Source organism: Paenibacillus sp. FW507-14B1B (assembly GCF_058781425.1).
In genome coordinates this window covers 828,040-849,026 of the sequence record NZ_JBYSWS010000002.1, presented here as the reverse complement: position 1 = coordinate 849,026, position 20,987 = coordinate 828,040, and the positions used below count along the sequence as shown (strand labels likewise).

Here is a 20,987-nt window from a genome sequence, read left to right as displayed (position 1 = left end):
TGGTTTTTTAATAGAATTCTTTTAAATACATGTTCAAAATGATCTACTGTTGAAAAAATTCTTTAGCGTATTCCACAACACCTTGAACCCCTGAAAGTCCTCCGTTTATAAGCTCTAGTGCCATAAAGTTATCGTCTGAAACTTCAAAGGGTGCTGTAATGCCATATTGACTCGCTTTTTTATATCCGAACTTTGGATAGTACGACGCATGACCGAGAACAACGGAACCTCTGTACCCAAGCTTTGAAGCAATGTTGTGACCTTCTATAATCAGGCGTTTTCCAATGCCTTTATTTTGCATTTCTGGTAACACAGCAACAGGTGCCAAAGCAATCAAGGTATCATCTCCAACGGTTATTTCTGTGAACAGAATATGGCCGACAATACCTCCATTGTATTCAGCAACAAGTGAGAGTTCTGGTATGAAGTTGGAGCTACCTCGAAGCCTGTTTACTAAATGATGTTCGTCATGGTCGGAGTGTTCTGCATTCTCAAAAGCTTTTTCAACAACATGATATACCTCATTCATATCGTCGGTAGTTTCTTGTCTAATAATAATACTCATCATTAACCTCCTTGTATTAAAATACAGTCTACTCCATAGAGAAGATGATAACAAATAGCGGGGGAATGGACTCGCAGTTCTGTGAAGAAGCAAGCTAAATAATTATTTTGGGAATTATTATAAAAAAATATTAAAGAACACATTGAACCTTTCATGAGACTGAGTTAGTATAAATGTAGATTAAAACAAAGTAATACGGTCGGATTTATACATATTAATGTGAGGTGGATGTTGTTGCAACTTCAAGTGACGAATAGTCCGTTTACAAGCGAGCAAGCAGAGTTAATCAATAAGCTGCTCCCAACATTAACGGAGGCCCAATTGAATTGGCTAGGTGGATATTTAACGTTTTATCATGCTGGTACTGGTAATGTTAACACTGTTGCATCGGAATTGGCTGTAACGGACTTATTGGAGGCACCTGCAGCGGCAGTCGTACCTCAAGTTCCGCGCGAAGCGACCATATTATTCGGATCACAGACCGGTAACTCGCAGAGATTAGCAGGCAGGCTTGCTGACAGTCTCAAGGAACAAGGCTTTAGTGTTACGTTGTCTGCAATGAACAAATACAAGACGAATAATCTCAAGAAAGCCGGTTATCTGTTTATTCTTGTCAGTACACATGGAGAAGGCGACCCGCCCGATAATGCGCTGACTTTCTATGAGTATTTGAATAGCAAGCGTGCACCTAGACTGGATGATACTAAATTCTCAGTTCTTGCCCTAGGGGATGTATCTTATGAATTCTTCTGTAAGACTGGACAGGATTTTGACACAAGGCTTGCTGAACTTGGTGCAGAACGAATTGTAGACCGAATAGACTGTGATGTGGATTTTGAGGATTCAGCTGCGGGATGGATTGCAGCTATTAATAGTGCAGTGAGTACAGCTCATACATCGGTTTCTTCACAAATGGCATCTGCAACTGCATTCACACCTATCGCTGCTGCTGATTCATCAGAGTATACGCGAACGAACCCATTTATGGCCGAAGTGTTGGAAAATATAAATCTGAATGGCAGAGGTTCGGACCGTGAGACTAGGCATATTGAACTTTCGCTTGAAGATTCCGGACTGACATATACACCAGGAGATGCAGTTGGTGTATATGCGCAGAACGATCCGGCTTTAGTGAATGATATTATTTCATTTTTAAAATGGGATCCGGAGGAGACCGTTGTCATCGGTAAGGCAGGAGAAACTTCTTCTCTGCAAGCGGCACTTCTACATCATTATGAGATTACGGTGTTAACCAAACCTTTAATTGAGAAAGCGGCTGCCTTCTCCGGAAACAGCCAACTGGCAGAACTGGTGAAACCAGAGAATAAAGAAGATTTGAAAGCTTATATTCATGGACGCGATCTGCTTGATCTGCTTCATGATTATGCGCCTTGGACACTCACAGCAAGTGATATTGCTATGATACTCCGTAAGTTACCGCCAAGGTTATATTCCATAGCAAGTAGCTCGAATTCTCATCCAGAGGAAGTACATTTAACGATTCGGAAAGTGGAATACGATGCTCATGGTCGTGAACGCAAGGGCGTTTGCTCTGGATTTACGTCCGAGCGACTAGAACCGGGTGATAAACTACCGATTTTCATTCAGCAAAATCCGAATTTCAAGCTTCCGGTTAATCCGGAAGCACCTGTAATCATGGTGGGACCTGGTACGGGTGTTGCACCGTTCCGTGCTTTTCTTGAGGAACGCGAGGAACTTGGTGCCACCGGAGATTCATGGTTATTTTACGGTGATAGACATTTTGTAACAGACTTCCTGTATCAGACAGACTGGCAGCGAATGCTGAGTGACGGTGTATTGACGAAATTGGACGTTGCTTTCTCGAGAGACACGGATGAGAAAGTTTATGTGCAGCAGCGGATGCTGGAGAATGGTCAGGAGCTTTACGATTGGCTGGAGAAAGGTGCTCATGTTTATGTATGTGGCGACGAGAAGCATATGGCGCATGATGTTCAAGCTGCTTTGCTTGCGATTATTGGTCAGTACGGAAGGAAATCTCCGGAAGAAGCAGCGACATATCTGTCTGAACTACAAGAGCAAGGACGATACCAACGTGACGTATACTAAGTGTTTTAGCTATAGCGGACGCTTCATATCGAAATAAGTGAATAAACAAATCATGGGGTAAAGGAGCTATTAGCAATGGCAAAAAAACATAAGGTAGAGCCAATTGGCGGGCCTCCGAGCGATGTAGAACAATTGAAGGAAGAAAGTAACTATTTACGTGGATCGTTGACGAAGTCACTTGCTAACCGAATTACAGGTGGATTACCTGAGCTTGATAACAGGTTGCTTAAATTCCACGGCAGCTATATGCAGGATGATCGTGATTACCGGAATGAGCGGGAGAAACAAAAGCTCGAGCCGTACTATCAATTTATGCTTCGGATTGTTACACCGGGAGGTGTATCTACCCCGGAACAGTGGCTCGTTATGGATGAGCTAGCTGACAAGTACGGAACTGGAAGTCTTCGTATAACAACACGTCAGGCGTTCCAACTGCATGGTGTACTGAAATGGAATTTGAAAAAAACCATTCAAGAAATTAATGAAGCCTTACTTACGACACTGGCGGCTTGCGGTGATGTTAGCCGTAATGTGATGTGTAATCCGAATCCTTATCAATCCGAAATTCATAGTGAGGTATTCTATTGGTCGCAGCAGTTGACGTCACATTTAGCGCCAAAGACACCTGCATACCATGAGATCTGGCTTGATGGAGAGAAGGTTGTAGACAGTCTGGAGCAGAACGGTACTACTACTGATGAAGTTGAGCCTATCTATGGCCCTGTATACCTGCCACGGAAGTTTAAGATCGGTATTGCAGTACCGCCGTCCAACGACGTTGATGTGTATTCACAGGATCTTGGTTTTATCGCAATCGTTGAAGAAGGCAAGCTTGTTGGTTTTAATGTCAGTGTTGGGGGCGGTATGGGAATGACCCATGGTGACACCGCTACGTATCCACAGCTGGCCCGCGTTATTGGCTTCGTAACACCGGATCGTATACTGGATGTAGCAGAGAAGACAGTTACGATTCAGCGAGATTATGGAAATCGTTCAGTTCGTAAATACGCGCGATTCAAATATACGATTGATCGTCACGGCCTAGATTGGTTTGTAGATGAACTCCATGATCGACTTGGCTGGGAGCTTGAGGCTGCCCGTGAATTCAAGTTCGATCATACAGGAGACCGATATGGCTGGATTAAAGGTAAGGATGGCAAATGGAATTTGACGCTGTACATTCAAAGTGGACGAATTGTGGATTCTGAAGATTATAAGCTCAGAACCGCGCTGCGTGAAATCGCGAAGATCCATACGGGAGATTTTCGTCTTACGGCTAATCAGAACCTTGTAATTGCTAACGTGAGTAGTCAGAAAAAGACGAAAATTATAGCTATACTTCAGGAATACGGTATTGCAGAAGGGACGCAGTATTCGGCTCTGCGCCGCAGTGCGTTGTCATGTGTCGCACTCCCGACTTGCGGTCTGGCTATGGCAGAGGCAGAACGCTACTTACCGACCCTGATCGACAAGCTGGAGCCGATTCTTGAGGAAGCTGGCTTAAGGGATGAGGAAATTAATATTCGTATGACGGGATGCCCTAATGGATGCGCACGTCCTGCTCTAGGTGAAATCGCGTTTATTGGGAAATCACCTGGTAAATATAATATGTACATGGGTGCTGGATTCTCTGGGGATCGACTAAGTAAGTTGTACCGTGAAAATATTGGTGAAGAAGAAATCATCGATACCTTAAAGCCGATCATTCAGCGTTATGCTGCTGAACGTAAAGACGGTGAGCACTTTGGTGATTTTGTCATCCGCGCTGGCTATGTAGAGGCCGTGACGGACGGCATGAACTTTCATGATCGTGCAGCTGCTGCCATTCAAGGATAAACAGAAGATAAATCAATATAATTGAAAAAAACACGCCCTTTCAAGAGGGGCGTGTTTTTTTGATGAGCAATCTATGTTAGTGCTCTTTGTTTCTGCTTGGTAAAGACGACGACACCTGCAAATAAGAGAAGTAGGATACCTGTAAATGTAAATCCTCCAACGATGTTGAATGGCAGCCATCCTAACACGGTAGATCCGGCAACAACACCTAATGAAAAGAATGCGTAGAAGTAACCGTAGGCTTTTCCGCGGAGTTCTTTAGGTGTTGCTTTAATGAGCATCGTATTGATCGATGGGAATAAGAAAGCGAAACCTATACCATAGAGACCTAATACGAAATAAAGAGCTGTTGTGGATGTAGACTGACCAATAAGCAGCTGGCTGATTCCCATGAATCCAATGCCTAAGGCCATCGTTATCGAAGAGGCCACGCGATCGAATATGCGATTTGTTGGCAGAACAAATACGAGAACAGCAATAATTCCGAATGTGCTCATTAGCGTACCGCTTAGTTTTGAATCATATCCAAGGGTCTGAACATGTAGAGGCAGCAAGTAAGCGATGACGCCTTGGGAGAACATTAAGAAGAAGGCCCCCGCATACGCCTTAACGACACCAGAATTAAAAATTGAAGCTGATGTAAGATTGCTGCTCTCATTCTTCTCTTTCTTTATAGGCTTATACTTGCCCAGGAAGATAGCAGAAACGATCGCAAGAACGAACCCGATCAGTGCAACGCATGTAAATACAAAAGGAACTGAGGTTTTACTTGCCATGATTCCGCTAAATGCTGGACCGATAATGGCGGCAAGTCCGACAAATGTGCCGGTTAAAGCCGATTTTTTTCCTTGCTGCTCATTAATCGTTGTATTCGCAGAGAAGGTAAAGGCAGCCGGAACAATCATCCCGGAGACAAAACCATGTATGATTCGGACTATAATTAAGAATGTCGGCTCTTCTACGAAATGATATAACAACAGCGCACAGCTTGATAGAATCAATCCGAGCATTAAGATTTTGAAAGGACCAAACTTGTCTGTTAGGATGCCGGATAATATATTGCCAAAGGTATTCGCTAACGAGTATAAGCCGATGACAAATCCTACAATAAATGCACTTGCCCCAACAGAAGCTGCAAATGTACTCATCACTGGCAGCTGCGAGAATAGATCGAAAAATGAGAAGAATACGATGCTGTACACAAGCAGGGCATAGTTAAAAGGCTTAACACTAAACTTGCTCTGCACCTTCTTTAGCTTCCAGTCTAGCGCGAAATTACCGAATGGTATAAAGGCTACGATCAATGCAGTAACAGGCCAGAAAAAGCTCCATTTCACTCGAACTGCAGCATATAGGATGGACAGGGCATATAACATGAATATCCCACCATGAATACTGCCAGTGATCGATACGGCTTGATCGATCCCCCAAACATATTTCAAGGGCATGGCGATACCCAGTAGTACTAATAACGATATCCCATCAAGAAGACCTGCTATACGTAAAAAATAGATTGGATGTGTTCTCACTTATCTTGCTCCTATAGTATATTGTGACGGATCATTCTATTCTAACATTTTAGGAGGCAAGTAAGGGAGTTTGAAATATGTCAAAATGTCTACATGTATTCCGTTGTGGTGCTAACCTAAATTTCGGAGTTCGAACTCACGTCTGTATTGCGCGGGTCTAACACCTACAAATTGCTTGAACACGGTAGAAAAATGACTTGAGCTACAATAACCTAAGTGGTGGGATATCTCTGAAATACTCAGGTTGGTGCTCTCTAAGTATTCTTTTCCAAGCTCTGTTCTTATCCCTTGGAAATATCGATTCGGTGAAGTTCCAACTTCTTTATTGAATATATAGAACAGAGTCCGTATCGGAACATTTAAATATTGGGAGAGAGATTGAACCGAGAAATTCATGATATTTTCCTTCATATATTCAAGACTCTTATTAATGACACTCATATTGAATGAGTTCCCACCGCTTTCCAACGTACTTACGAGTACAGAATAGAAAAGGTAGAAATAAGCAGAGGCAAGTTGCTGCCGATCTTCTTTTAGACTAAGTAGAATTTGATCGCACAGATCAAAGTAGTTCATTTTGAAGGGAGTGTGATAGATGTAGTTAGGTGTTAATAAGAAGGGTTCAGTCTTGAACTCGAACAACCAGAAGTTCCATTGCTCACCCGAGCACTGGTAGGCTAGTGATTTGGTAGCGTTTGCAAAAATAAGGCTGTTAGATTGAACCGTAAACCCTTGTCCGTCTACCTGAATACTTCCTTCACCATCAAGAGTGTAAAATAATATGTATTTATTGCTCTCGATAATCCGGTGATTAATGTCATAGTCAGGCAAGGTGTGCAATTTATAGACGGTTTTCACACTCATGGGATACGTTTTGATCCAGTCATTCACCGAATAAAAATCAAAATACATAAGTTTACTCCTCTCGGTTATTCTCATTTGTTTACCCTTAAAGGCCGTAATTTGATCAATACTATATCACGGAGAAAGCGCAGAATCTGTCGATTTTCCACGATTAGATTTATAGGTGATGTATGAGGGGGGATTTGCATTTTTATAACTTTGTTGCACGAATATTGATTTACAGAAGTAGCGGATGCCCATAACATACTTAAGTATAAATAGTCTATTTAAAATACAAGGAGGTTGAAATTCTACATATTGCTTATCCCAACCTTAGAATGGAGTGTTCATGATGTCACACAAGAATCGTTCTCGATCCGAGCGAAAATCCCCTTTGTGGGTTGTTATGGGACTTGCATATTCTTTGGCAGCAGTCGTTGTGCTTGTAGGTTTTCTTAGTAAGCCAGATGAGGAAAAGAACGAACCTGGAATCACAGAACAGATCCTTTCTTATTCCGGATTTACTCGTGTCATCGAGCAAACGGAGGCGGCGTTTTATAACCAATTAGCAAGACGAGAAGTAGATGATATCGACAATCGTGGCCAGCTGGACCAGTTAACGAAGGAAATAGCCAGTCGCATTAATGCACAATTTTTTTTAGGGAATAAACTAGGGCTTATTGGACCCTATTCTTTTTCATATTTGCAGGATCAGATGCAGATGGAGAATGCACAGCGGAAATTAGATAAGAAGAATGGTAAAGCCTTATATGGTCCGGAACAATTCGATATATACAGCTACTATCAATATGTTGCTAGTAATCTTGAAGTGAGGATCATTGAATACTTATCTGCCAACGCAGATGAGTCTTTGCTACAGCAGGCGCGGGCTTACTTTGAAGAGAACAAAGCACTGTACAATCACGCGGAGCAGATCGTCTACTCCATTACTGATCAAGGGAATACGGAAGAGCATACGATCGACTGGGGTCAATTAAGTTCCTTGAACAATGCGGATTCCGAGCTAGCGGAAATACTGAGGGTAGGTAAAGTGGGTCAAACCTTTTCCTATACTTTCGGAGATTCGCAGAGAACAGGAAAGATTATTTCTCGAACGGATGTACAAACCGATTTTGAACAGCAACAAATTGCAATCACTAGTGATTTTTTGAAAAGTGGTTACTATAAACAGTTGTTGCAAGAAATCAGTGATCATAATGCAGTCGTATTCTCGGAGAAATAAAACGAAAGTGCTACATTATCAGGATTTTAGTAAGCGTTTACAAATAATGTTAGATTTTATAGGGGAAGGGTTTGAAGTGGATGAATATAAAACGAAGATATGACTTATTCAAACGAAGTTTGGTCTTGTCCGTCGTGTTTACAATGCTCGTTTCCATGTTTCCGCAGAACTCAACGATGGCGGCATCTAGCGTCAACTTAGAAGAGATGAATCTACTTAAGAATCCTAGCTTTGAAGATGCGGAATTAGTTTCTAATGATGGCTCCGTAAAAGAGTTTTTTAACAATTGGTATGCTTACAAGGGCCCTGTAAAAGTAACGGGGGCTGAGACCGCTTATGATGGAAATGCTGCAGTTAAAAGTGCTACGGCTAGTGGTTCACTGGAGCAGGATGTCAAAGGGTTACAACCAGGCTTAACCTATGAATACTCCGTATGGGTGAAGGCTGACAATGTGTCTAAAGGCTCTATGCAGATCGGTGTCAAAAATCATGGAAGCGGACAGCTTACGGTTAAGGCAACAAAAAATGAGTGGACACAGTATTCGATACAGTTTACACCTACAGGTACGGATCGTGCGCGCTTATTCGCATGGCTTGAATCCAATCAGGCAGGAAACAACTTTTACATCGACAATGCGAAATTGACAGTAAAGAGTGATCTGAAACAAGTGAACGTTGAGAATGGGATGATAACAACGGTATTCAATGGTGCGGCATCAAATCCAACGGCCAATGATTTTGAAATTTCATATTCTTCATCACTTAATCCGAACTTGATGATACCAATAACAATCACAGAATCAAATATGAGTGCGGATAACAAGGTATTGTCAATGAAATTTGATCCAATTCCGGCTCAGCCCGTAGACCAGACGGTTACGGTATATGTGAAGTATAAAGTGAATACAACGCTGACACTAGATTTCCCTATTGCTGCTTCTGGAGAAGAAGTGGTGACAGCGAAGATAAAGAGCTTATCCGCTACGAATGGTAAGCTTACAGCCGTATTGGACCAGAAACCATCAGCTGCTCCTGTGGCGTCCGACTTTACCTTTAAATACAAAATAAACGAAGGTGAATTTTTAACTTTAGATACGAAAGATTTTGCTTATGACAGTGATCAGCTTCAAGCTACCTTTAACTTTAATCGTCTTCCGTCTAGTGCATCAGAGCAGGCGATTACAATCGAAGCAAGCTATCAGGGAGAGAAGACTACAGCAAGTTTTACGATTGATGTAGCAGAAGGTGTTAGCTATTATGTCGCAAATTCAGGATCTGACACTAACGATGGACTTAGCCCTGACCAAGCGTTCAAGACCATTGACAAGTTGAATACAATTGAATTTATGCCAGGCGACCATATCTATTTCAAGAAAGGTGATATATTCAAGGGGGCATTTAAACCAAAAGGTTCTGGAGTGGATGGATATCCAATTGTTGTTGCTAGTTATGGGGATGAGAATGGGAACAGACCCGTGCTTCAACCTAGTGATCAGAACTGGTCAGCCACACTGATGAGTGCGGAATTTAGCAGGACGGTTACCGTTAATAATGTGATCTCATTCTACAATCAGGCATATTGGGAAGTTCGAGATCTTGAGCTTTCTGGGCCTACCCATAAGCCCGATTCTCAAGTGTATCGTAGAGGAATTAACATTACGGGAGAGGACGCAGGAGACCTAAATCATTTCTATTTTGACAACCTTGTTATTCACGGGTTCCATGGACCGGATACGAATCAGGGTAAATCGTCTGGAGGGATTCTGATGGAGGTACTGGCCAAGCCAAACACTCCTGCTTCAGAGCATATTCCGACTTCGATTAATGACATTCGTATCACGAATAGTGAGTTATATGATTTAGGACGTTCAGGTGTGAATTTTGTATCCGTGTGGGCCCGTAGAGCGGAGACGACCGATACCAAATGGGGACCCTATCCAAGTAATCATGCACCGGGTAGAGCGGGGTACGCTTGGAAGCCATATGAGGATTTCTATCTAGCTAATAATCTCATTTATGATATTGATGGCGATGGTGCGATTATAGATAACAATAAAGATGCAGTCATCGAAAATAATCTCGTGTATCGTGCTGCTTCCAGCGGCTCCTATGCTGTGGGACTGTTTAACTGGAATTCGGACAATACGACCTTCCAGTTCAATGAAGTATATGATACAAAACGTGCGGGAGACGGGCAAGGTATTGAAATCGATGCGCTGAATGATGGTACATTGGTGCAGTACAATTATGTGCACGATAATGCGGGCGGAACGTTTATGTGGTGTAATACACCTACCTTGTATGGGTTTAACGGCATATTCAGGTACAACATTAGCCAGAACGATGACACTGAACACGGTGTGATCGACTGGCGAACGGGATCCTTTGGCGCTATGGCTTACAATAATACGGTATACATGAAAGCAGATGGATACAAGAAGTTTATGTATGGTAGTGGCGGTATCTCCGATGCTAAATTCTACAATAATATCTTTTATTATCCTGGGACTACGCCGCATGAAGAGAAGAATTTTAGCGAGCATAACATCGATTGGAAGAACAATCTGTTCTATAACTTCAAGAATACGCCTTCGAACGATAGCGGTGTGATTACAGCAGATCCGATGTTTGTGGAACCTGGTAAGGGAGGAACGGGAGTTGGAAAGCCAGTTGACCCTTCAAGCCTGTCAGGGTACCATCTACAGCCTGGTTCTCCAGCGATAAATGCAGGAAAGCCAATAGCGGATAATGGGGGAAGGGACTACTTCGGTAATCAGGTTGTAGGAATTCCTGATATTGGAGCGTATGAGTCTGGAACATTCTCTTTGAATGTAGATTCGCCTGTATATTTAGTGCATCAGGAATCCAAGACCATAACCATTCTCGATAGTGAATCACTGGCTGTCGATTCAATCATCTCGAATCTCGTCTATGATCCAGGTCTGAATTTAAAGATTTATCGTGGCCTCGAAGAGATTTCTGGATCGAAAGAAGTTAAGACGGGTGATACTTTAAAGCTTGAGAAAGAGGGTACAGCAATTAGTTATACGTTCTCGATCATGCATGATCCAGACCTTCTGTGGATTTATTCCAGTGTTTATAATGTGGATCTTTCCAGAAAGACCATTGGTATACCACAGGATCAGACAACGACGGTAGATAAGATGCTCGGTAACCTCATCTATAATTCTGGACTTAAGGTAACCGTGCTCCGAGGATCTAAAGAGCTTAGCGGTTCAGATACCGTTAGCATTGGCGATCTCGTTAAGTTTGAAAAAGGAAGTTATTCAATGGTTTACGGTATTACGATGCTTCATAATGCAGGATCTAGTGATCGGGATATCCCAGTTGCACAGTTAACCGCAACTGCTGGTAGTGCCGAGCCTAACGGCGGTGCAAATGAAGGACCTGCCAGATTGGTTCTGGACAACAATCCAAATACGATATGGCATTCATTGTGGAAGGGCGATGTCCGTGAGAATCTTTATATTACACTGACTCTATCCGATAAGCCTTATATGGTCGATGGATTAAGGTATCTGCCTCGGACAGGTGGCGGAAATAACGGAATCATCCACAAATATAGAGTTCAATACAGCACAAACGGCACAGATTTCATAGATGTGCCAGGTGGAACGGGTGATTGGAATCTCTCCGGCTGGCAGGATGTTCAATTTGCTCCTGTGGCTGCGAAGGCAATCCGCCTTTACGGAGTTGAAACGCTTAGTGCTGAAAGTAATAAACTATTTGCTTCGGCTGCAGAAATTCGTTTAACGGGCTACGAGAGAGCTGAAAGTGACGTTACTCCTCCTGCTGCACCTACAGGAGTTACGATTGATGAGAATGGTATGACACAAAACTCGGTAATCGTACGTTGGACAGCTCCAGCAGATGATGATGTTCTTGGCTATAACGTATACGTAAACGATGGAAACAGCGACAAGGTCATTTATGTGAATGGCGCGGGTACGACGTTCTCTACGATTCAGGGGCTCATTGTAGACACCAATTATACAGTCACTGTCACAGCGATTGATCGAGCGGGGAATGAATCTGGGAAGAGCGATCCAGTAAGCATTGTCATCACAGATGATCAGGCTCTACCGACAGTGCCTATGAATCTTATGGCTTCTGATGTGAAGGATACAACGGCTACAATTACTTGGGAAACATCCACAAGTGATGAGGGGATTATTGGCTACGAGGTGTACTTGAACAATATTTTGTTAGATACGGTTAATGACTGGAGTTATAACCTGAGAGGTTTGACAGCCAATACTAGTTATACCATTAAAGTCAGAGCTGTTGATGTTAATGGCTCCAAATCAAGATTTGCCTCAGTCGAGATTACAACGAAAGACACAGTCACACCAGAGCCCAATACACCAATAACAACACTGACTTCGGTCAGCAGCATTCAATCTGGTAAAGAGTTTAATGTTAACTTGGGATTAAACCATGTGAAACAAAATGTTTATGCACTCGATATCAAGATGGATTATGATCCTCAACTGCTCGAATTCATTACGGCTACGTCAGCGATAGAGGGTGTAAGTCTCGTAGAAGTTGTAAAGTCTACACCTGGTAAGCTGCGGTTCATCATGGCGAGTACAGGAGCGGACAATGCCATTACCGCAGATCGTCAGCTGCTAAATCTGACTTTTAAAGCAGCTACCGTGGAGAAGTCTGTTATGGCATCTGTATCCGTGACCGACACAACCATGGGGAATGATACAGGGGAAGAAATAAAGGCTTCTTCTTCTTCAATCAACATTGAGATTACACCAGAGACATCACCTCCGGGAATTCCAGGAGATGTTAACAATGACGGCAAGGTAAGTATCGGAGATCTTGCTATGATCGCGGCTCATTACGGCAAAACATCTGACAGCACGGATTGGCAACAAATTAAGCACTTGGATGTTAATGGCGATGGCAAGATTGATATCGTGGATCTTGGATTTGTTGCTCGTAAAATGGTGGAGTAAGACCGACGAAAGTTAAATGACTAGGAACTATATTTGAATTTGTTAGCAGCCCTCATTCAGAACATGGATGAGGGCTGCTTACGTTATATCTGCACGATCCAATGGGTCGTGTTTTTTTAATTTTCTATCATTAATTACAGATTTAAGGGTTAATTTTCGTCCATCGTTAATTTTTATAATTTCCTGAAAAAAAGTTAATGTGTAAACGCAAAAAATCATGTTCCTATGGTCTCGTTCCATGAATTTGAAGGAAGTACAATAGGTGTAACGCTAAGGAAAAACATTCCAATTGGAACAAGTGTTAGCACTTTCGCCGGTGATAAAAAAGGAACAATAACACTTTAGTATGGGAGGACGGTCATGTCGCAGGCAACGACCAGGGGACAGTATACAAATATCCCGCCAGAACATCGAACAGAGATGAAGAAGAGCTTTCTGCAGCGTTGGTGGAAGCAGGTCGATCTTCAATTAATGGTCTGGCCAGGAGTACTCCTCATTTTTGTATTTGCTTACATTCCCATGTACGGCTTACTGACAGGGTTTGTGGAGTATAACATTTTTACAGGAGCAAGGATATTTGATAATCCATGGGTAGGATTTAAGCACTTTGAGGAATTCTTTAATGCTCCGAGGTTTGGAACCATCATGAGGAATACGCTTGCTATCAGTTTATTGAAATTTATCATCGGTTTTCCCGCACCGATCATTCTAGCTCTCATGTTGAATGAGGTACGTAACCGAGTGTTCAAGCGAACCATCCAAACGATTACATATCTGCCATACTTCATGTCTTGGGTTATCGTAGGCAGTATCGTGATGAGCCTGCTGTCAACGGAAAATGGAAGCATTAACATGTTACTGAAAGGAATTGGAGCCATTGATGAACCCATTAACTTTCTTTCGATGAAAGAGTATTTCTGGGGGATTCTTGTAACAACCAATGTGTGGAAGGATATTGGTTTTAACTCCATTCTGTATCTGGCTGCGATCGCGGGGGTTAATCCGAGTCTTTATGAAGCCGCGGAAATTGATGGAGCGAGCCGATTTAAACAAATTTATCTGATCACGATTCCGACGATCATGCCTGTCATTATCATTTTTATGATCTTACAGATGGGGAATCTACTGAATGCAGGGTTTGAAGATATCTTAATTTTGGCCCAAAACCCGAGTTTACGACCGGTGTCAGACGTTATTGATACGTATGTGTATCGGGTAGGTTTACAGAATCAGAGATATGATTTTGGTGTAGCTGTCGGATTGTTTCGTGCAGTTGTAAGTGTCACTTTATTAACGATAGCGAACTACTTGGCTAGAAGATCGGGAAATAGTCTATGGTGAGTCATTTTTTTTAAGAGAGGAGTTGACATTCGTTGGCATTCAAGCGTTTGGGGTATGGTGACCGCGCCATGGTTGTATCGATTTACGTATTCCTAATTCTACTATCCTTCTCTGCTCTATATCCGTTTTGGAACACGCTTGTCGTTTCCTTGAATGAAGGGCTGGATACGTCAAAAGGTGGGGTTACGTTCTGGCCTAGAGAATTTACATGGAGTAATTATGAGATCGTATTTAATAATGAACGATTACTTCAGGCTTTCGGAATTAGTATTCTTCGAACGGTGATAGGTACGATCGCTGCCATATTCATGACATCATTACTGGCTTATGGCATGAGTAAATCACATTTGATTGGTCGGAAGTTTTTCACCGTGTTTTTTATCTTTACGCTGTATTTTGGTGGGGGTCTTATCCCTACATTTCTTCTTATCAAATCATTAGGACTAATGAATAATTTCCTCGTATTTATTATTCCTGGATTAATCAGCGTGTGGAATATGATTGTTTTTCGTACATTTTTTAAAAGTTTACCCAATGGGCTTGAAGAGTCCGCTCAGATTGATGGATGCAGCAACTGGGGTGTTTTCTTTAGAATCGTGCTCCCCCTTTCGGGGCCTGTTATAGCTACACTAGGATTATTCACTGCTATTTCACACTGGAATGACTGGTTTGTCCCGACAATCTATATAACGAACCATGACTTAATGCCGATTCAGACGATACTACGGCGGATATTGAATGCCAATCTGCTTAATGAGGCGATCGGGGCTGACAGTTTGGCACAGGAAAGGTTGGACAAGAGGAATATCACTTCCAAGTCACTCATAAGCGCGACCATTATGGTTGTCTCGTTACCGATCATTGCGGTGTATCCATTTGTTCAAAAATATTTTGTTAATGGCGTTATGGTGGGTTCATTGAAAGAGTAGTACGTATCCTACGGTTTGAGGCGCAGTGTCGCTTTGGACATAAATTAAATTAATGGAGAGGGGAAATAAAGGAGTGAAAAAAAGAAAAGCACTACTATTGATGATTACAGCACTATTCCTTCTGACGACTGTACTTGCAGGTTGCACCCAATCGGCAAGTCCGCCAGAGACTGACAAGAATTCTTCTAAAACAAACACCTCAAATACAGACAAGGAACCATCAAGTGAAAAGCCCGCGGATATTTGGGAATTTGGATCGAGTGAGTTAAACTTCTCGGCATTTACCCATTATAGTTGGCAGGACTTCCCGGAGAAGATGGAGGACGTTCCTCTCTGGAAATACTTAAAGGAAAACAAGAAAGTGAATATTACACCAATCCTTGCTAGTGGGAACAATGATCAGCTAGTGGCTACCATGATGGCGGACAATAAGCTTCCTGATCTCATGTATGGAGATCGAAACCATCGAGATTTTCTAAAGCTTATCAAAGCAGGCAAGCTTGTTGCCTTAGACGATTATATGGAAAAGTACCCTAACCTAAAAAAATGGTTGAGTTCGGACGCTGCCGACTTGCTTCGTTCATCAGATGGTAAGCTGTATCAATTCCCGAATTACTACACCAAAATTCCTAACGGAAGTGCTGGTTATGTCGTGAACAAAAAGATATACAAAGAATTAGGTTCACCACCTTTGGAAACGATGGACGACTTATACAGCTACCTCGTGAAAGTTAAAGAAAAGTATGGTGACGAGGTTGTTCCTTTTGACCCCGAACGTGCCCTAGATGCTCAAGGCATTGGTATGCTCTATACGGGCCACCAAGAAAACGCTTATTACAGGTCGCTTAACTCGAACACACTGGCCGTTATTGACTACGACAACAATAAGCTGGTATCCCTGTTTACTGATCCAACATTCCGTGAATCTCAGAAATTTGTCTCCAAACTTTATCGTGAAAAGCTGATTAATCAGGATATGTTTACAACAACACGGGAGCAGGTTCACGCAAGAGTAATGACGGGTAAGGTAGCTATCTTTGCTGGCGCGAGTCCAATGGCTGTTTCATCCCGAGCCGATGCGAGTCTATCTAAAGAGGATCCGGATGCAGGTTATTTCGTGACATGGCCATTCCACAAGGCAGGATTGGATAAAAACAAAGTATTCCCAGGCAGTTATGACGAATTAGGCTGGAACGTCACTGTCATTACGACTGCTGCTAAAGAGCCGGAGAAAATCTTCGCATTCTTGGATTGGATGACCGGGCCAGAAGGTATGGCTACGACGTATTATGGACCTGAGGGCTTGTATTGGGACGGTCTAGATGAGAACGATCAACCGATCTTTACGGATGCCTACGATGCGGTTAAAGTTTCAGAGTTTGAATCAGGTAATGACCGAGTAATTATTACAGCGAACGCAGGTTATATCGATCCGGTTAAAGTGAAATATGAATCGGATAAACCTTTTGAGAAAAAAGGGTGGAGTACGCGTTATCAAGAGTCCATTACATGGAAGACGCATAATAATCACACAGCTCTAGGAACGAACTTGACACCAGATGCGGGTACAGAACTTGCAGATGTTAGTGTAAATATTATTGATGTTTATCAACAAGCATTATCTGCTTCTGGAACAGCGAAGAGTGATGAAGATGTCGACAAAATTCTGGATAAAGCGGAAGCAGACGCTGTTGCACTTGGTTACAATGAGTTGCTTGAATGGCGTACGGAGCAATGGCTCAAAAATAAAGAATTGCTTGGCATGGAATAATTGTAATATGAGTTATAGGATCCATCCCAAGTGGAGCGTGCGAAATCATGCTCCCTTGGGTTGGATTCTCTCCATTTACTTAAGGTTAGTGCCGATGACCACACATGACCCTAACTTTAAGTAGATGGGAGGAAATGAAAGTCCATGAAAATATAATAGTGTAAACTAATTTAAATCTTGTTATAATTTTACAAATTAATTTTGACAGTCCAATGAGGATGTGGCAGACAACTTGGAGGTGCTGAACAAGATATAACAGGGGAACATTTAGCATGGATCATGGGGGGAAGAGGCTATGTATAATGTGCTGTTGGTAGATGATGAAGAGCTAGATTTGGAAGGAATGAAGAGATTTATTCCTTGGTCTGAATTAGGTATGGAAGTGAAGGGGTGTGTGAATAACGCTTTGTCAGCTTGTGAGGTATTGGAGCAGCATTCCATTGATATTCTCGTAAGTGATGTAAATATGCCTTATATGTCTGGCTTGGAACTTGCACGAATCGCTCTACAGCGTAAGCCTAAAATAAGAATTATATTTGTGAGTGGATATCAGGAATTCAGCTATGTTCAGCAAGCGCTTTCTTTAAAAGCATATAGCTATGTGCTTAAACCGATGGAAGATAGCGAATTGATCGCTTCACTTATGAAAGTGAAAAGAGACTTAGATGAAGAGCTTAAGCTTAAGGAAGTAGAAGAAGCATATCAGGATTTGATTCCAATAGCGAAAAGCGATATGTTGCTTCGATTATTCGAAGGAGAAGATACGCTAGATCGAGAGTTTATGGATAAGTTGATGAGAACCCATGACTTGCATCGATTGAAATGGCCTGTTCGAGTAGCGGTAATGGAGCTCGATCTCGTATCACGGATCAGTGACAGAAATCAATCGAATCTGGAAGGCTCTAGACTTTTTATGAAGCAGCTTCATGAAGCCACGAATCGAGGTGGTCATGTTCCTTATTGTAAGCTGAGTCCTCACCGAGTTGCCTTGCTTCTTGAAGCCGAAGGAATACGAGATACAATAACCCGAATACTTGATTCAGCGCAGAGAAGAGTCTCTGTTTCAGTGACTACAGGACTCGGCTCTCCTGTACATTCGTCAGTTCAACTCTATGAATCATACGTACAAGCAATTCAAGCGGTTGAAGGGAAAATGTTTCTTGGTAAGGGTGGTGTAATTAATTATGAAGATATTAGTGTAGAACCGGTAATGCTTGATTTCCGTATGCTTGATGCCCATATGAACGCATTAATGAAAGCGGTTAAAGATTATGAACTTGTCCAAATCTATGATGAACTAGAGAAAATGTTTCGCTCCGTAACAAGTCTGCGTTCCAAATACACCGTACAAAATCTGACCAGTTATTTCATTTGGAAGCTGGATCAATATCTGAGCACAATAAACGAGGATCTTTTCGAGCTTCTGGATATTGATATTCGTAAGTTAGATATCTTGTTACAATTTGAGACGATTAGTGATATACGGCGATGGTTGCTTTATCGCGTATTTGAAATTTCAGAGAAACTTCATTACAAGCATAATACAAATGATAGTCCGTTTATACGTAACGTGATCAAGACGATCAAAGAACGGATGAGTGAGAACATTACAATTAAGGATATTGCCCAGCAGTTTTCATTCTCTCCAAGTTATTTTGGATATCTAGTTCGTGAGAAGTCAGGATATACATTCAACGAGTTATTAGTCCAGATGCGTATGGAGAGGGCTTGTGAGCTTCTGAAAATGCCAGGAATGAAAATATATGAAATATCAGATAAGATCGGCTATCGCCACTTGCCATATTTCAGTAGACAATTCAAAGAAAAGTTCGGCATGACACCTCTCGAGTATCGAAAGAAAGTACAGTAGGTCGGGATGATGAAAACGAAATTGGTGTTAGGGAGCAGAAACCGACGTGGCTACATACCTATAGGGTATAAGCTCATGATGTCCTATCTTATTTTTATAATTATTCTGGTGACGGTTAACGGATATGTCTCCCACTCTATGTACGACTCCTCTATGCGGGATCAGACAAGCGCGAATATTCAAAGCACATTAATTCAGATTCGAGACAATGTCTCATATAAAACAGAGGATATTTGGCGGATCTCCTCGACGATCTATGATGATGAATATTTTGTTGAGAAATTGAAACGGAAGACAACGAATAGTAATGAGGAATATTCACGTCTTAAAAAAGAGCTTTTCCCTAAGCTGGATAGTGTCTCTAAATCCATCGGGATTAATCTGCGATTGTTTCTATATACCAACAATGACACAATGTCAGAGATCTATTATACCTATAAACCGGATTCCCGCTATGAAGATCAACAGACGTATAATATTTATCAAATGGATCGGATTCAAGATAAAGATTGGTATAACTTACTTTCGAAAGAGGAATATGGGATTACAAAAAAGTGGATGGAAGTAGAGGAGGACAAAGACAGTAAGCGTATATCTATGATTCGCCGAATCATCGATTTACAAGAATCTGCAGACCTATGGGAACAAGGCATTATGAGGTTCAGTGTAAGTAAAAATGAGTTATTCCAAAGCGTTGATTATCGGAAGCTTGGTAAGGGAGCGAAGCTCTATGTTCAGAATCGAGCAGGGCAAATCATTTATGCTTCAGAAGAGATTCCTTCATCATCGTTTCAAGGTGATAAATCGAATGTGCATACAGTAAACTCACTCCAGGACAACTACCCTGCGGATGAATTTTTAACACTGAAAGAGTATATGCCCAAGGACGACTGGACCATTGTTGCTCATGTTCCACTGACGATTATTAAGCAAGAGGCTGAGCGTGTTAGGGCCTTCATTATTGGTGTGTGTATTATATGCTTCGTGTTATTTACCAGTCTAGGTATATACATATCTCGTTATTTCTCTAAGCGTATGATGAAATTTGTTTCGATTCTTAACGCATTTAGGGAAGGGGATTTGCGGCGACGTATAACTTATAAAGGGAAAGATGAATTTTCGCAAATTGCAACGGCACTGAATGAAATGGGCGAGGATTTCGAAATGTTGATAGAAAAGGTATATTTAACGGAACTTGCGAAAAAAGAAGCAGAACTTGAAATGCTCCAGACGCAAATTAATCCGCATTTTCTATACAATACGCTTTCGTCTATTAATCAGTTGGCGAAGTTCGGAGAGAATGAGAAGCTGAGAAAAATGGTCGTAGAGCTGGCAAAGTTTTATCGCCTAACCCTTAACTCAGGAAGGATGTTTATTCCTGTTTCGTCCGAGATTGAACAGGTTAACGCCTATCTGGATATCCAAAAGGTGAAGTATGGGAATAGACTTGGAGTAACCTATGATATTGATGTAGAAGTGTGGAAATATGAGACAATCAAGTTGATCCTCCAGCCTTTCGTTGAGAATGCCCTTAAACATGCCTGGAGTGGTGCTGATCATATCCATATTCGAATTGTTGCACGAATCGAAAAGGATGAGATTCTCTATCGAGTCATTGACGACGGTATGGGTGTGAGTCAGGCAAGTATCAACGAACTACTGAACACTTCTGAGGTTAGTGAGACCGGATTTGGTATCCGTAATATTCATCAACGTGTTCATCTTCAGTATGGTGAACAGTACGGTGTTTCCATTTTCAGTAGGGTGGGGATTGGCACTTCAGTGGATATACGCCTCCCGGCCAAAAAACGAAGGTTGTTCTTGGATGGAGAGTAACCTGGAATCAGAAATGGTCAACGCCTAGTTTGAAGAGTTTATTAAGGGGACGGTTGACAATGAAAAATGATTTCACTATACTGTCTGTAATCTTATATGCGATATACGTTGAAAGAGCCCAGTAGCAGCTTAGTCCCTGTTCCAAGAA

The 20,987-nt window shown here is 41.9% G+C and carries 12 protein-coding genes; 9 read left to right on the top strand and 3 right to left on the bottom strand.

All coding sequences use genetic code 11. The features are described from left to right. Positions 1–43 precede the first annotated feature (43 nt). Entirely contained in the window at positions 44–565 is a 522-nt protein-coding gene (locus AC3WJJ_RS12160; RefSeq protein ID WP_492540860.1) for a GNAT family N-acetyltransferase, read from the bottom strand. A gap of 234 nt (positions 566–799) precedes the next feature. Between AC3WJJ_RS12160 and AC3WJJ_RS12155 the strand changes: the two genes are divergently transcribed. Together AC3WJJ_RS12155 and cysI are read left to right on the top strand one after the other, a co-directional pair. Further along, complete coding sequence (locus AC3WJJ_RS12155) at positions 800–2,653, top strand: assimilatory sulfite reductase (NADPH) flavoprotein subunit (RefSeq protein WP_492540858.1); 1,854 nt, start codon at positions 800–802, stop codon at positions 2,651–2,653. 75 nt (positions 2,654–2,728) lie between these two features. Then, on the top strand, positions 2,729–4,489 hold the full coding sequence (cysI, locus tag AC3WJJ_RS12150) for an assimilatory sulfite reductase (NADPH) hemoprotein subunit (protein WP_492540856.1): 1,761 nt from the start codon (positions 2,729–2,731) through the stop codon (positions 4,487–4,489). 71 nt (positions 4,490–4,560) lie between these two features. Here the strand turns inward: cysI and AC3WJJ_RS12145 are convergent, their stop codons facing one another. Both AC3WJJ_RS12145 and AC3WJJ_RS12140 read right to left on the bottom strand, forming a co-directional pair. Beyond that, complete coding sequence (locus tag AC3WJJ_RS12145) at positions 4,561–6,018, bottom strand: MFS transporter (protein ID WP_492540854.1); 1,458 nt, start codon at positions 6,016–6,018, stop codon at positions 4,561–4,563. Between the two features lie 111 nt (positions 6,019–6,129). Next, on the bottom strand, positions 6,130–6,930 hold the full coding sequence (locus tag AC3WJJ_RS12140; protein ID WP_422657752.1) for a helix-turn-helix domain-containing protein: 801 nt from the start codon (positions 6,928–6,930) through the stop codon (positions 6,130–6,132). A 283-nt stretch (positions 6,931–7,213) separates the two neighbouring features. On the opposite strand from AC3WJJ_RS12140, the gene AC3WJJ_RS12135 reads away from it, so the two are divergent. The 7 genes from AC3WJJ_RS12135 to AC3WJJ_RS12105 all read left to right on the top strand — a co-directional run bounded on the left by AC3WJJ_RS12135 (position 7,214) and on the right by AC3WJJ_RS12105 (position 20,839). Beyond that, entirely contained in the window at positions 7,214–8,104 is an 891-nt protein-coding gene (locus AC3WJJ_RS12135; RefSeq protein ID WP_492540852.1) for a hypothetical protein, read from the top strand. 80 nt (positions 8,105–8,184) lie between these two features. Continuing rightward, positions 8,185–13,092 (top strand): fibronectin type III domain-containing protein, encoded by a 4,908-nt coding sequence (locus AC3WJJ_RS12130; RefSeq protein WP_492542036.1) that lies wholly within the window; start codon positions 8,185–8,187, stop codon positions 13,090–13,092. 420 nt (positions 13,093–13,512) lie between these two features. Continuing rightward, the gene (locus AC3WJJ_RS12125; protein ID WP_492542034.1) at positions 13,513–14,433 is read left to right on the top strand and encodes an ABC transporter permease; all 921 of its coding nucleotides are present in this window, start codon (positions 13,513–13,515) and stop codon (positions 14,431–14,433) included. Positions 14,434–14,501: 68 nt separating this feature from the next. After that, complete coding sequence (locus tag AC3WJJ_RS12120; protein ID WP_492542032.1) at positions 14,502–15,362, top strand: carbohydrate ABC transporter permease; 861 nt, start codon at positions 14,502–14,504, stop codon at positions 15,360–15,362. 73 nt (positions 15,363–15,435) lie between these two features. Continuing rightward, positions 15,436–17,133 carry an extracellular solute-binding protein gene (locus AC3WJJ_RS12115; RefSeq protein WP_492540850.1) on the top strand — a complete coding sequence of 566 codons (1,698 nt, stop codon included), beginning with the start codon at positions 15,436–15,438 and terminating at the stop codon, positions 17,131–17,133. 295 nt (positions 17,134–17,428) lie between these two features. Beyond that, positions 17,429–19,003, top strand: a complete 1,575-nt coding sequence (locus tag AC3WJJ_RS12110) for a response regulator (protein WP_492540848.1) — start codon at positions 17,429–17,431, stop codon at positions 19,001–19,003. A gap of 9 nt (positions 19,004–19,012) precedes the next feature. After that, positions 19,013–20,839, top strand: coding sequence for a sensor histidine kinase (locus tag AC3WJJ_RS12105; protein ID WP_492540846.1), 1,827 nt, complete (start codon positions 19,013–19,015; stop codon positions 20,837–20,839). Positions 20,840–20,987 lie beyond the last annotated feature (148 nt).

Excerpts from the sequence above, each read along its gene's own strand:
- AC3WJJ_RS12160 (WP_492540860.1), bottom strand. The coding sequence starts at position 565 with ATGAGTATTATTATTAGACAAGAAACTACCGACGATATGAATGAGGTA.
- cysI (WP_492540856.1), top strand. The coding sequence starts at position 2,729 with ATGGCAAAAAAACATAAGGTAGAGCCAATTGGCGGGCCTCCGAGCGAT.
- AC3WJJ_RS12140 (WP_422657752.1), bottom strand. The coding sequence starts at position 6,930 with ATGTATTTTGATTTTTATTCGGTGAATGACTGGATCAAAACGTATCCC.
- AC3WJJ_RS12135 (WP_492540852.1), top strand. The coding sequence starts at position 7,214 with ATGTCACACAAGAATCGTTCTCGATCCGAGCGAAAATCCCCTTTGTGG.
- AC3WJJ_RS12130 (WP_492542036.1), top strand. The coding sequence starts at position 8,185 with ATGAATATAAAACGAAGATATGACTTATTCAAACGAAGTTTGGTCTTG.
- AC3WJJ_RS12125 (WP_492542034.1), top strand. The coding sequence starts at position 13,513 with ATGAAGAAGAGCTTTCTGCAGCGTTGGTGGAAGCAGGTCGATCTTCAA.
- AC3WJJ_RS12120 (WP_492542032.1), top strand. The coding sequence starts at position 14,502 with ATGGTTGTATCGATTTACGTATTCCTAATTCTACTATCCTTCTCTGCT.
- AC3WJJ_RS12110 (WP_492540848.1), top strand. The coding sequence starts at position 17,429 with ATGTATAATGTGCTGTTGGTAGATGATGAAGAGCTAGATTTGGAAGGA.
- AC3WJJ_RS12105 (WP_492540846.1), top strand. The coding sequence starts at position 19,013 with ATGAAAACGAAATTGGTGTTAGGGAGCAGAAACCGACGTGGCTACATA.